Here is a 12,078-nt window from a genome sequence, read left to right on the forward strand (position 1 = left end):
AGGCGGATCGGTCAGACAGCGGGCGCGCAGAGCGCCCGGCGCCGCACGCCCTCGAAGGAGCCGCCATGAAGAGCTACACCCCCGCCCCCGTCGACCTCGGTGCGACCTTCGGAACGGGTGCGATCGGCGACTACGACCGCTGGACGGTCGTCGGGGTCTACGCGCAGGTCGTCATCGCCGAGACCACCGGGGGCAAGCGCCGCAACTACAGCCGCTCGTTCGTCACCTACCGCCTCGCGCAGGAGGCGGAACTGCTCCGCGCCTCCTAGACCGGTCCGGGCGGCCGACGCCCCCTCGCGCCGCCTGCGCTGTCGCATACGACCCTTGAAGCCCCGCCGACCCCCTGGTCCGGCGGGGCTTCGTCGTGCCCGGTCGCAGCGACCGTCGCACCGTACAGCCGTAGGACGACGAAGGGGCCCGGTCCGAAGACCGAGCCCCTGGTGTCACGACCGAGGTCGTGTCACGTGATCGCTACTCGAGCGAGCCGTCGACGGTCTCCTCGAACGAGGTGACGTTGCCGGCCGAGTACTTGTAGATCGACACCGAGGCCTCGCTCGGGTCGCCGTTCTCGTCGAACGAGATCGGGCCGGAGAGACCGTTGTAGTCGATGTCGGTGCCGTCAGCGAGCAGCGCCGCGCAGTCGGCGAAGGTCGTGCACTCGGTGCCGTCCTTCGAGACCGTCTCGAGGTTGTCGCGGATGGTCGCGCCGTCCGTCGCTCCACCCTGCAGCGCCGCGAGGGCGAGCAGGACGGTGGCGTCGTAGGACTCGGGGGCGTAGCTGAACACCGTCAGCTCGTCGTTGCCCTGCTCGGTGACGAGAGCCTGGAGCTTCGACTGGAAGTCGTCCGACGCCTGCACACCCGGGTTGGTGAACTGAGCACCCGCGATGTCGACGTTGGTGTCGGCCTCGCCGATGACTCCGTAGTTGCCGTCCGTGCCGTAGAGCTTCGAGAAGTCGAAGCCCTTCGCCGCGAGCTGCTCGGCGATGGTCTTGATCTCGTCGAACGAGATCACCACGAGCGCGTCGGGGTTCGGTGCGAGCACCGTGGTGAGCGCCGAGTTGAAGTCGGTCGAGGCCGGCTCGAAGATCTCCTCGGCGGCGACGGTCGCGCCGCCCGCCTCGAGGGTCTCCTTGATGTTCGACTCGAGGCCGGTGCCGTAGGCGTCGTTCATGTACAGGATCGAGACGTTGGTCTTGCCGTCGCCCAGGATCTTGTTGCCGAGGATGCGGCCCTGCAGCACGTCCGAGGGAGCGGTGCGCCAGTAGAAGCCGTCGTCCTCGTAGGTGGTGAAGTCGGGCGAGGTGTTCGCCGGCGAGATCTGGATGACGCCCGCCTGGGTCACCTGGTCGATGAAGGTCTTCGAGACACCCGAGGAGGCCGCGCCGACGATCGCCGACACGCCGTCGGCGATGAGGGAGGTCGCGGACTGCGTCGCGATGTCGGTCGAGGTGTCGCCGGAGTCCTTCTGCTCGACATCGATCGAGATGCCGGCAGCGGCCTCGTTGATGTCGGCGACAGCGAGGTCGACGCCCGCGATCTCGGGCGGGCCGAGGACGGCGAGGGTGCCCGTCTGCGGCAGGATCGTGCCGATCTTCAGGGACAGGTCGCCGGAGGCTCCGCCGTCGCTGCCCGAATCGCCGCTGTCGCCGCCGCCGGCACAGCCGGCCAGGACGAGTGCGCTGGCGCCGAGGATGGCGACTCCGCCGAGGGTTGCCCGGAGGGTCCGCGCGCGTGAGGCCGAACCGGCCTTCGCGTATACGCCCATGTTGCTCCTTGAGATGTGGTTGTCGTCAGAGCGGCGCCGGAGGCAACCGCTGGGCAAACGTAACCTTCGGAGCAGCCGTGAACAATACGGCGGTGTTACGAACGGGTTTCGCGACCCGATCGTTACTTTCGACAGCGGGAACCGCTCTCTGCAACGTGATCCGCAGTTCACGCCGCCGTTCGGCGCCTCCGACGCTCCGCCGCGACCAGGTCGACTGAGAAGATCACCAGGGCGGCCCAGACGAGAGCGAAGCCGACCCAGCGCTCCGGCGGCATCGCCTCCTGCAGCACGAAGGCTCCGACGAGGAACTGCAGGATCGGCGTCAGGTACTGGATGAACCCGACGATGGAGAGCGGCAGCCGGCGCGCGGCACCGGCGAACAGCAGCAGCGGCACGGCTGTCACGATGCCCGCCGAGGCGAGGATGAGGGCGTGGCCCGTCCCCTCCGTGCCGAAGGTCAGCCCGACCAGCGAGCCGACGACGGCGAGCTGCACGACAGCGAGCGGAGTCAGCCACAGCGTCTCGAGAGTGAGGCCGCCGACCGCGTCGACCCGCCCGCCGACCCGGCTCTTGACGAGGCCGTAGAGACCGAACGAGAACGCGAGGGCGAGGGACACCCACGGGAAGGATCCGTAGCCGATGGCGATGACGAGCACGGCCACGGCACTGATCGCCATCGCGACCCACTGGGCCGTCCGGAGGCGCTCGCGCAGCACGATCACGCCCAGCAGCACGGTGACCAGCGGGTTCATGAAGTAGCCGAGGGCCGCCTCGATCACGTGTCCGGTCGTCGTCGCGATGACGTAGACCTGCCAGTTGACGTAGATGAGCGCCCCGGCGAGGGCCATCACCGCCAGCAGACGCGGCTCGCGGAACAGGCCGAGGAAGCCGGGCCAGCTGCGCGCGACGGTCAGCAGCACGACGCAGAAGACGAGGGAGAACAGCACCCGGAAGGCGACGATCTCGAACGGGGACGCGGGCGCCATCGCGATGAAGTAGAGCGGCATCGCGCCCCACAGCAGGTACGCGCCGAAACCGAACCACAGACCGGTCGACGACATGGCGCCGGAGGCACGATCGTCGGCGAGCGCCTCCACGCCCTCGCCGACCGGGACACCGGCGGTGGAGGGCTCGAGGGAGTCGGGCGGGGTGCGGGAGGCGGACACTCCTCCGATGCTACGCAGGCGCTCCGACGCCGAACGGCTCGGAACGGCCACTCGTCACCCGGATCAGGCCACCGGTCTCGAGGAGGACCGCCCCGGGGACGACGAAGGGCCCGGCGACCGCAGTCACCGGGCCCTTCGCGAGTTCCGTCCTAGCGGACGACGACCGCGAGGACGTCGCGCGCGGAGAGGACCAGGAGGTCCTCGCCCGAGAACTTGACCTCGGTTCCGCCGTACTTGGAGTAGATGACCTTGTCACCCACGGCGATGTCGAGGGGGACGCGGTTGCCCTTGTCGTCGATGCGACCGGGGCCGACGGCGACGACTTCGCCCTCCTGCGGCTTCTCCTTGGCGGTGTCGGGGATGACGAGACCGGAAGCGGTCACCTGCTCCGCCTCGACCTGCTTGATGACGATGCGATCTTCGAGCGGCTTGATGGACACCGACACGGTTGACCTCTTTCTTGACGACGTTGGGACGGAGCGCGGTCATTGGCAGACACGCTCCGAGAGTGCTAGATCCACTGTAGAGGCAAGGCTGGCACTCGTGCAATCAGAGTGCCAAGACGGGCGGCGGAGCTCGGTGAACCAGTGGCCTAGCATGGCCGGATGCAACGCGACGAGCTGGTCGAGCTCCTCTCCCCCGAGGGCCTCCGGCTCCTCGACGGTCTCGACGGCTACCGCTCCGACGACCTCGTGCGCGCCGTCGCGTCGCTCCGTGCCGCAGGGCACTCCCCGGGACTCGTCGCGGCCGTCCTCACGCAGGCGCGCCTTCGTGCCCGCGCCGCCTCGAAGTTCGGTGAGTTCGCTCGCTCGATGCTCTTCACCGATGCGGGGCTCGAGCAGGCCACGCGACTCCGCGTCGCCGCGCTGCACGCCGGGCGGTTCGCGTCGGCCGGACTCACGCGCATCGCGGACCTCGGGAGCGGCATCGGCGGTGACGCGCTCGCTCTGGCCGCCATCGACCTCGAGGTGACGGCGGTCGACGCCGACGAGATCACCGCCACCCTCGCGAGCTTCAACCTCGCCCCGTTCCCCTCGGCCCGCGCCGTGCACGCCGACGCCGAGACCTTCAGCCTCGACGGCTTCGACGCCGTCTACCTCGACCCGGCGCGGCGGACAGCGGGGCATCGCGAGACCCGGAGGCTGGAGGATCCCGACGACTACTCCCCGTCGCTCGAGTTCGCCTTCGGGCTGGCCGAGCACCGGCCGACCGGCATCAAGCTCGGTCCGGGCTTCGATCGCGAGCGCATCCCGGCCGACGCGGAGGCGCAGTGGGTCTCGGTCGACGGCGAACTGGTCGAGACGGGCCTGTGGTTCGGCGCCCTGGCCCGCCCCGGCGTCCGCCGGTCGGCGCTGCTGCTCGGCTCCGGCGGCGCCTCGGAGCTCGTCGCCGCAGCGGACAGCGAGGACGAGGAGGTCGGCGAGCTGGGCGCCTTCGTGCACGAGCCCGACGGCTCGGCCATCCGGGCCCGCCTGCTCGGAGAGCTCGCCCGCTCGAGCGGGTCGCGGATGCTCTCCCCCGGCATCGCCTACCTCACCGGCGACGAGCCGTCGACGACGCCGTTCCTGCGCAGCTTCCGTGTGCTCGCCGAGCTGCCCCTCGACGAGCGCACCCTCGCCCGCGAGCTGAAGGGCCGCGGGATCGGCGTGCTCGAGATCAAGAAGCGCGGAGTCGATGTCGATCCGGCGCTCTTCCGCAGGAAGCTGGCCCTCAAGGGCACCGGCAGCGCCGTCCTGATCCTCACGCGCGTACAGGGCCGGCACCGCGCTCTGCTGGCCGAGCGCGCCGCCTGAGCCGGGTCAGTATCCGGAGGAGGAACCCGCGGCGCCCAGCGCGACCGCGAAGATCACGATGGTGATCGCGAGGTAGATCAGCGAGACGGCGATCCCGGCGAACCCGGTGATGATCGCCGTGAGCGCGAAGCCGCGCGCGGCGGGCTCGCGGCGGCGCCCGAGGAATCCGAGCACGACGGCGGGCGCCGAGAGGATGAAGCCGAAGCCCCAGGCGAAGATCGTGATCGCGAGGCCCGCGATGCCGAGGATCATCCCGATGAGGCTGAGGGTGCGCGGCGGGGCGGCGGGCGCGGGAGCGTAGGCGTAGCCCGGCGGGACCGCGCCGGCCGGCGAGCCGTAGGCCGGGGCGCCGTAGGCGGGCGGCGCCGGCGGGACGTCGGCGGCGTACGACGACGGTGCCTGCGGCGCGGTGGGAGCCTGCGTCGCGGGAGGCTGCGTCGCCGCCGGGGGCGCGGGCGGGACAGGAGGCGCCGGGGGCGCGGGCGGGACGGGGACGGAGCCGGGTCGGTCGTCGGAGCCGGGCTGGGTGCTGTCGCTCATGCCGCCGAGCTTAGGGCGTGCGCGACGCTCAGGCGGGGAGGTACCCGCCGGTCCGGAGGGCGCCGACGAACGCCGTGTAGGCGAACCACCCCGCGACGGCGAGGACCACGACCAGGTACCCGAGCACGAGACCGGCGACGGCGATCCCTCGGCCGCGCTGACCGGAGCGCCCGGCCTGCGCGAAGCCGACGTGGCCGAGGACGATCGCCGCGGGGGCGAGCCCGAGCAGTCCGCAGATCAGCGCCGCGACGGCGAGTCCGTTGAGCGGCGGGCGGACGGGGACCGGCGCGGAGCCGGAGGGCTCGGAGGGCGGCGGGTACAGCGCCGCCGGCGCTCCGGAGGGCGCGGCGTACGCCGGAGCCGGCTCGCTCGTGTCGCTCACGATGTCTCCCTCGAGGATCGGAGCCCCCTCCGGGATCGGAGGGGGCGCAGCAGGATCAGTACCCGGTCGTGGGGACCGTCGCGGCCACGGCGAACAGTCCGATGAACAGGAAGATCGTGATGATGATGGCCGCGAAGCCGATGATGATCGCGGCGATCGCGAGGCCGCGCCCCTTCTCTCCGGTGCGCTTGATCTGCGACAGGGCGATGAAGCCCAGCACGATGCCGACGATCGAGACGAAGAACGAGGCGATGAAGCCGATGATCGCCAGGACGTTGTAGCGATCGGTGGTCGGAGTGTACGGAGTGGTCATGGGATCCCCCTTGATCAGGAACGAGCGGATGCGATCAGGGTGCCAGGAGGCTCGACCGACTGTCAAAAGCCTGGGTGCCACTTGTGGCTCGATACGGAATCCGGGTAGGGACTCAGCGCACCTGGATCTCCGTGACCGGGAGCGTCGAGTCGGCGCCGAAAGAGAGGCTCGACGGTGCGTGTCCGGCCTCGATGAGCTGAGCCCCGAGCGCGGCGATCATCGCGCCGTTGTCGGTGCAGAGCGAGAGCGGAGGGATGCGCAGCGCGATGCCCGCCGCGGCGCAGCGCTCCTCGGCGAGCGCCCGCACCCTGGCATTCGCGACGACTCCGCCGCCGAGCAGCAGCCGCGGCACCCCGCGGTCGACGCACGCCGCGACCGCCTTGGTCAGGAGCACGTCGGCCACAGCCTCCCGGAAGCTCGCCGCGACGTCGGCGATCGGCACCTCCTCGCCCGCGTCCTGGCGCTTCTCGACCCAGCGGGCCACGGCGGTCTTCAACCCCGAGAACGAGAAGTCGTAGCGGTGCTTCTCCCTGTCCTTGGGCAGGGTCAGCCCGCGCGGGAAGCGGATCGCCCTCGGATCGCCCTCGGCGGCGACGCGGTCGATCTGCGGGCCTCCGGGGTAGGGCAGTCCGAGCACGCGCGCGACCTTGTCGAACGCCTCCCCCGCCGCGTCGTCGATCGTCTCACCGAGCAGCTCGACGTCCGAGACCAGATCGCGCACGTGCAGGAGGGAGGTGTGACCCCCCGAGACCAGCAGCGCGATCGTCGGCACTTCCACGGGACTGCCGGCAGTGCCGTCGGCACGGAGGACGTCCGCTCCGACGTGCCCGACGAGGTGGTTCACCGCGTACAGCGGCTTCTGGAGCGAGACGGCGAGCGCCTTGGCCGCCCCCACGCCGACCATCAGCGCGCCCGAGAGTCCGGGGCCGCAGGTGACCGCGATCGCATCGAGCTCATCGAGTGTCACCCCCGCCTCCGCGAGCGCGGTGCGCAGGGTCGGCTCGAGGGCCTCGAGGTGGGCACGGGCGGCGACCTCGGGCACGACTCCGCCGTAGCGCGCGTGCTCGTCCATCGACGAGGCGATCGTGTTCGCGAGCAGGGTCGTGCCGCGGACGATGCCGATCCCCGTCTCGTCGCAGCTGGTCTCGATGCCGAGCACGAGCGGGCCGGTGGTCATGGCGTCTCCTGGGGAGCGAGGGGCAGGCGCATCACGAGAGCGTCCACTCCGTCGGGCTGGTAGTAGGCGGGGCGGACGGCGATCTCGACGAAGCCCTCCGAGAGGTAGAGCGCCTGTGCAACCGGATTGTCGGCGCGCACCTCGAGGAACACCTCGCGGGCGCCGCGCTCGGACGCCGTCTCGAGGAGGTGCCGCAGGAGGCGGCGACCGAGCCCTGCGCCGCGAGCGGAGGCGACGACGGCGATCGTCTGGACGTCGCCCTCGTGCGCTCCGACCGGGCAGAGCAGACCCGCGTAGCCGACGACCGCACCGCCGAGCTCGGCGACGAGGTAGCGGGTGTGCCGGCTCCGGATCTCCGCGGCCATCATCGAGCGCGACCAGGCGTCGCTGGTGAACTCCGACTCCTCGATCGCCATGATCGCGTCGAGGTCCGAGGCCGCGGCCTCGCGGATCGCGGCCTCGGTCATCCGGTCACGCGCTTCGGTCCGGCCGAGAGCGTGACATCGGGCGAGCGGAGGTAGAGCGGCTCGTCGGCGGCGAGCGGGCGGCCGGCGGCTCGGGTGCGCACCGCGACGACTCCGAGCTCGGCGGCCGACACGGTCGCGGCCTCGAGCCTCGGGAGGTCGGGGAACGGCAGCGCGGGCGGCTTGTCGAGCCCGGGGCCGGCGAGGCGCTCGGGGATCCCGGCGGCGTCGAGCCCGGCGTACGCGCTCCAGTAGAGCTCGCGGCGACGCGCGTCGGTGACGACGAGGAAGCCGCCGCTACGGCCGTGACGGAGCGCCTCGAGGGCGACCGCGTCGTGCGAGACGACGGGGACGGTGGGGATCCCGCGGCCGAAGGCGAAGGCGCGGGCGGCGGCGATCCCGACCCGGAGGCCGGTGAAGGGGCCGGGACCCATGCCGACCGCGACGGCCTCGATCGCGGCGGGAGATACTCCGGCGGCCTCGAGCGCATCGCGGAGGAGGGAGCCGACGACCTCGGCGTGCCTCATCGTGTCGGTCTCGGTGCGCTCCGACCGGACCTCGCCGTTCTCGTCGACGACGGCGACAGAGGTACCGGAGGAGGTGTCGATCGCGAGCAGCACCCTGACAGGGTACCCGCCGGTCTCAGACCCAGCGGGTGCCGTGGAAGCGGACGGAGCGGGGCTCGATCGGCTCCTCGCCCTCCTCGGCGTCGGATCCCGCGGTCGGGCGCTCGATGACGATGTCGAGCCACGACTCCGCGACCCCGTCGAGCATCCCCGCCCCCCACTCCACGACCACGACCGAGTGCTCGAGGTCGAGGTCGAGGTCGTCGAGCTCGACCGGCGACCCCACGCGGTAGGCGTCGACGTGCACGAGCGGCGGCCCGTCGTGGAGGGGCGGATGCGTCCGCGCGATCACGAAGGTGGGGCTCGTCACGGGCCCCCGGACGTCCAGACCCTCGCCGAGGCCCCGCGTGAAGGTCGTCTTGCCGGCGCCGAGCGGGCCGGTGAGCACCAGGAGGTCGCCCGCCCGGAGCACCCGGCCGAGCGAGCGGCCGAGCTCCTCCATCGCCTCCGGGTCCGCGACCTCGACGGCACGGTCGGCGAACCACTCGCGCTCAGGCACGGGTCCCGCCCGATCCGCCCACGGCCCGGCGCTGCACCCTCGGTCCGATCCGGGTGACGAGCTCGTAGTTGATCGTGCCGCACCAGCGCGCCCACTCGTCGACCGAGGGCACGCCACCCGCCGTCGGGTCGCCCCAGAGGACCACCTGGTCGCCGACCGCGACGGAGGCGTCGCCCACGTCGACCACGAACTGGTCCATCGCGACGCGCCCGGCGATGCGGTGCCGGCGCCCGCCGATGGAGACCTCCGCGACGCCGGAGGCGCTGCGCGGGATCCCGTCGGCGTAGCCGAACGGGACGAGCGCGAGGGTCGTCTCACCCGAGGCGCGGTAGGCGTAGTCGTAGCTGACCCCGGTGCCGGCGGCCACCCGGCGCACTCCTGCGACGCGGCCCTGCAGGGTCATCGCGGGGGTGAGCCCGAGCTCGAGAGAGGTCTCGTCCTCGAACGGGGAGAGGCCGTAGACGCCGATCCCGGTGCGGACGAGGTCGAGCCGGGTCTCGGGCAGCCGCAGCGCACCGGCGGTGGCCGCGAGATGCACGGTCGGGCCGGCGAGGCCGTGGCGACCGAGCAGTGCTCCGGCGCGCTGCAGGACGACGAGCTGGGCCAGGTCGTCGTCGCGCGAGGTGTTCGAGAGGTGCGAGAGCAGCCCGGTGAGCTGCAGGACGCCGCGCGCGGTGTGCCGGGCGAGCGCCAGCGCGATCGACTCCCACTCCTGCTCCGGAGCGCCGTTGCGGCTGAGACCGGTGTCGACCTTGAGCTGCACGGCGGCACGGACCCCGCGGTCCTCCGCCGCCTGCGCGAGCGCGTCGAGCTGCACCTGCGACGAGACGGCGACATCGATGCCGTGCTCGACGGCGCGGTCGAAGTCCTCACCCGGGTCGTGCAGCCAGCAGAGGATCGGCGCGAGAACGCCCGCCTCCCGCAGGGCGACCGCCTCCGCCAGATCCGCGGTGCCGAGCGCATCGGCCCCGCCGGCGAGCGCGGACTCCGCGGCGACCAGTGCTCCGTGTCCGTAGGCGTTCGCCTTCACGACGGCCATCAGGCGCCGGGCACCCGTCAGCTCGCGCAGGCGCGCGACGTTCGCGGCGATCGCATCGGTGTCGATCAGGGCCTCGCGGAACGAGAGCGGGGCGATCACGACTCGGCCACCACGAACGCGCAGGCGATGCCGGCATCGTGCGTCATCGAGAGGTGGAAGCGCGCGATCCCCCGGGCCTCGGCGGCGGCGCGGGCCGGCCCGTGCAGCGCGAACGACGGATTGCCGTGCTCGTCGCGCACCACGACCATGTCGTGCCAGCGAGCGCCGACCGAGTCGCCGAGGGCCTTGATGAGCGCCTCCTTGGCCGCGAAGCGTCCTGCGAGAGAAGCCACCGGCAGATCACGTTCGCTCTCGGCGAACAGGCGATCGCGGAGACGCGGGGTGCGGGCGATCGCCCGCTCGAAGCGCGCGAGGTCGACCACGTCTACGCCGATCCCCACGATCACGACGCGGTCACTCGACCGTGACGGACTTCGCCAGGTTGCGCGGCTGGTCGACGTCGAGACCCTTCGCCGCGGCGAGCTCCATCGCGAACATCTGCAGCGGCGTGACCGCGAGCAGCGGCTCGAAGAGCGGATCGGCCAGCGGGATCGGCACGACCTCGTCGGCGATCTGGATCGCGGCGGTGTCGCCCTGCTCCGCGATCGCGATGACACGCGCTCCGCGCGCCTTGATCTCCTGGATGTTCGAGATCACCTTGCGCTGCAGCTCGTACGACTCGCTCGGGCTGGGCACGATCACGAACACGACCTGCCCGGGCTCGATCAGCGCGATCGGTCCGTGCTTGAGCTCGCCCGCGGCGAAGCCCTCGGCGTGGATGTACGCCAGCTCCTTGAGCTTGAGCGCGCCCTCGAGCGCGACCGGGTAGCCGACGTGGCGACCGAGGAAGAGCACGGCGCGCGTGTCGGCCATCCAGCCGGCGAGCTGCGCGATGTCCTCGGAGGCGTCCAGCACCCGCGAGAGCTTCTCGGGGATCGCGGCCAGCTGAGCGGCCTGCGAGGCGACGAGCTCCGCGGAGGCGGCGCCGCGCACCGTCGCGAGGTGCAGTCCGAAGAGGTAGAGCGCCGCGATCTGGGCGACGAACGCCTTCGTCGAGGCGACAGCCACCTCCGGCCCCGCGTGCGTGTAGAGGACGGCGTCGGACTCGCGCGGGATGGTCGCGCCCTGCGTGTTGCAGACCGAGAGCGTCTTGGCGCCCTTCTCGCGGGCGTACTTGACCGCCATCAGCGTGTCCATGGTCTCGCCGGACTGGCTGATCGAGATCACGAGCGTGCGCGGCGAGAGTACCGGGTCGCGGTAGCGGAACTCGTGGCTCAGCTCGACCTCGACGGGCACGCGTGCCCACTTCTCGATCGCGTACTTCGCGACCATGCCCGAGTAGGCGGCGGTGCCGCAGGCGATCACGGTGATGCGGTCGATCTCGGTGAGGATCCCGTCGAGGCTCTCGAGCTCGGGCAGGGTGATCACGCCGTCGTGGATGCGGCCGCGCAGCGTGTTGGCGACCGCCTCCGGGCCCTCGGTGATCTCCTTCGCCATGAAGCTCGACCAGCCGCCCTTCTCGGAGGCGGAGGCGTCCCACGCGATCTCGAACGGCTCCGTCTCGACAGGGTTGCCGAAGAAGTCGGTGACGGTGACGAGCTCGGGGGTGATCGTGACGATCTGGTCCTGGCCGATCGCGACCGCGCGGCGGGTGAACTCGACGAACGCGGCGACGTCGGAGCCGAGGAAGTTCTCGCCGTCGCCGAGACCGATCACGAGCGGCGAGTTGCGGCGCGCGCCGACGACGACTCCTGGCTGATCCTGATGCAGGGCGAGGAGCGTGAAGGCGCCCTCGAGACGGGCGACGATCGCCTGGAACGCGAGGACGAGATCGCCGGTGCGGCGGTACTCGCGGGCGATCAGGTGCGCCGCTACCTCGGTGTCGGTCTCGCTCTCGAAGACGGCGCCCTCGGCCTCGAGCTCCTCCTTGAGCGGCTGGAAGTTCTCGATGATGCCGTTGTGAATCACGGCCAGCTTGCCGTCGTCGGCGAGGTGCGGGTGCGCATTGCGGTCGGTGGGCCCGCCGTGGGTGGCCCAGCGGGTGTGCCCGATGCCGGTCGTGCCCTCGGCCAGCGGACGCGCCGCGAGGTCGTCGACGAGGACGCTGAGCTTCCCCGAGCGCTTGCGGCTGTCGAGCTGCCCGTCGGCGTCGATCACGGCGACACCCGCGGAGTCGTAGCCGCGGTACTCCAGACGCTTCAGGCCCCCGAGCAGCACGGCCAGGCTGTCCCGCTCACCGACGTATCCCACGATTCCACACATGTGCTCGATCC

At 71.6% G+C, this 12,078-nt stretch carries 15 protein-coding genes; 2 read left to right on the top strand and 13 right to left on the bottom strand.

Annotated features, from left to right (window positions below; genetic code table 11):
- Nucleotides 1-65: 65 nt before the first annotated feature.
- Nucleotides 66-269: a hypothetical protein gene (locus ASG06_RS00785; RefSeq protein WP_056037195.1), complete on the top strand. Its 204-nt coding sequence runs from the start codon at nucleotides 66-68 to the stop codon at nucleotides 267-269.
- A 202-nt stretch (nucleotides 270-471) separates the two neighbouring features.
- Here ASG06_RS00785 and ASG06_RS00790 read toward each other — a convergent pair whose 3' ends face one another.
- From ASG06_RS00790 to groES, 3 genes are all read right to left on the bottom strand, one after another.
- Complete coding sequence (locus ASG06_RS00790; RefSeq protein WP_056037199.1) at nucleotides 472-1,767, bottom strand: ABC transporter substrate-binding protein; 1,296 nt, start codon at nucleotides 1,765-1,767, stop codon at nucleotides 472-474.
- A gap of 167 nt (nucleotides 1,768-1,934) precedes the next feature.
- On the bottom strand, nucleotides 1,935-2,828 hold the full coding sequence (gene rarD / locus ASG06_RS00795) for an EamA family transporter RarD (protein ID WP_056040299.1): 894 nt from the start codon (nucleotides 2,826-2,828) through the stop codon (nucleotides 1,935-1,937).
- Nucleotides 2,829-3,082: 254 nt separating this feature from the next.
- Complete coding sequence (gene groES / locus ASG06_RS00800; RefSeq protein ID WP_056037201.1) at nucleotides 3,083-3,379, bottom strand: co-chaperone GroES; 297 nt, start codon at nucleotides 3,377-3,379, stop codon at nucleotides 3,083-3,085.
- Nucleotides 3,380-3,538: 159 nt separating this feature from the next.
- Here groES and ASG06_RS00805 point away from each other — a divergent pair, with 159 nt between their 5' ends.
- Nucleotides 3,539-4,726: a class I SAM-dependent methyltransferase gene (locus ASG06_RS00805; protein ID WP_056037203.1), complete on the top strand. Its 1,188-nt coding sequence runs from the start codon at nucleotides 3,539-3,541 to the stop codon at nucleotides 4,724-4,726.
- A 6-nt stretch (nucleotides 4,727-4,732) separates the two neighbouring features.
- On the opposite strand, the gene ASG06_RS00810 is transcribed toward ASG06_RS00805, so the two are convergent.
- The 10 genes from ASG06_RS00810 to glmS form a co-directional block, all read right to left on the bottom strand.
- Nucleotides 4,733-5,266 carry a DUF4190 domain-containing protein gene (locus ASG06_RS00810; RefSeq protein WP_056037206.1) on the bottom strand — a complete coding sequence of 178 codons (534 nt, stop codon included), beginning with the start codon at nucleotides 5,264-5,266 and terminating at the stop codon, nucleotides 4,733-4,735.
- 28 nt (nucleotides 5,267-5,294) lie between these two features.
- Nucleotides 5,295-5,648 (bottom strand): DUF4190 domain-containing protein, encoded by a 354-nt coding sequence (locus ASG06_RS00815; RefSeq protein WP_056037209.1) that lies wholly within the window; start codon nucleotides 5,646-5,648, stop codon nucleotides 5,295-5,297.
- 55 nt (nucleotides 5,649-5,703) lie between these two features.
- Nucleotides 5,704-5,961, bottom strand: a complete 258-nt coding sequence (locus ASG06_RS00820; RefSeq protein WP_056040301.1) for a DUF4190 domain-containing protein — start codon at nucleotides 5,959-5,961, stop codon at nucleotides 5,704-5,706.
- A 112-nt stretch (nucleotides 5,962-6,073) separates the two neighbouring features.
- Nucleotides 6,074-7,138 carry a tRNA (adenosine(37)-N6)-threonylcarbamoyltransferase complex transferase subunit TsaD gene (tsaD, locus tag ASG06_RS00825; RefSeq protein WP_056037213.1) on the bottom strand — a complete coding sequence of 355 codons (1,065 nt, stop codon included), beginning with the start codon at nucleotides 7,136-7,138 and terminating at the stop codon, nucleotides 6,074-6,076.
- On the bottom strand, nucleotides 7,135-7,605 hold the full coding sequence (rimI, locus tag ASG06_RS00830; protein ID WP_056037216.1) for a ribosomal protein S18-alanine N-acetyltransferase: 471 nt from the start codon (nucleotides 7,603-7,605) through the stop codon (nucleotides 7,135-7,137). The genes tsaD and rimI overlap by 4 nt, the downstream gene beginning before the upstream one ends.
- Nucleotides 7,602-8,222, bottom strand: a complete 621-nt coding sequence (tsaB, locus tag ASG06_RS00835; protein WP_056037221.1) for a tRNA (adenosine(37)-N6)-threonylcarbamoyltransferase complex dimerization subunit type 1 TsaB — start codon at nucleotides 8,220-8,222, stop codon at nucleotides 7,602-7,604. The genes rimI and tsaB overlap by 4 nt, the downstream gene beginning before the upstream one ends.
- A gap of 22 nt (nucleotides 8,223-8,244) precedes the next feature.
- Complete coding sequence (tsaE, locus tag ASG06_RS00840; RefSeq protein ID WP_056040302.1) at nucleotides 8,245-8,670, bottom strand: tRNA (adenosine(37)-N6)-threonylcarbamoyltransferase complex ATPase subunit type 1 TsaE; 426 nt, start codon at nucleotides 8,668-8,670, stop codon at nucleotides 8,245-8,247.
- Between the two features lie 49 nt (nucleotides 8,671-8,719).
- Nucleotides 8,720-9,865 (bottom strand): alanine racemase, encoded by a 1,146-nt coding sequence (alr, locus tag ASG06_RS00845; RefSeq protein ID WP_056037224.1) that lies wholly within the window; start codon nucleotides 9,863-9,865, stop codon nucleotides 8,720-8,722.
- The gene (locus ASG06_RS00850; RefSeq protein WP_056037227.1) at nucleotides 9,862-10,212 is read right to left on the bottom strand and encodes a holo-ACP synthase; all 351 of its coding nucleotides are present in this window, start codon (nucleotides 10,210-10,212) and stop codon (nucleotides 9,862-9,864) included. The genes alr and ASG06_RS00850 overlap by 4 nt, the downstream gene beginning before the upstream one ends.
- Before the next feature lie 7 nt (nucleotides 10,213-10,219).
- Complete coding sequence (gene glmS / locus ASG06_RS00855) at nucleotides 10,220-12,067, bottom strand: glutamine--fructose-6-phosphate transaminase (isomerizing) (RefSeq protein WP_056037230.1); 1,848 nt, start codon at nucleotides 12,065-12,067, stop codon at nucleotides 10,220-10,222.
- Nucleotides 12,068-12,078 lie beyond the last annotated feature (11 nt).

This window comes from Rathayibacter sp. Leaf185 (assembly GCF_001423885.1).
GTDB lineage: Bacteria > Actinomycetota > Actinomycetes > Actinomycetales > Microbacteriaceae > Rathayibacter.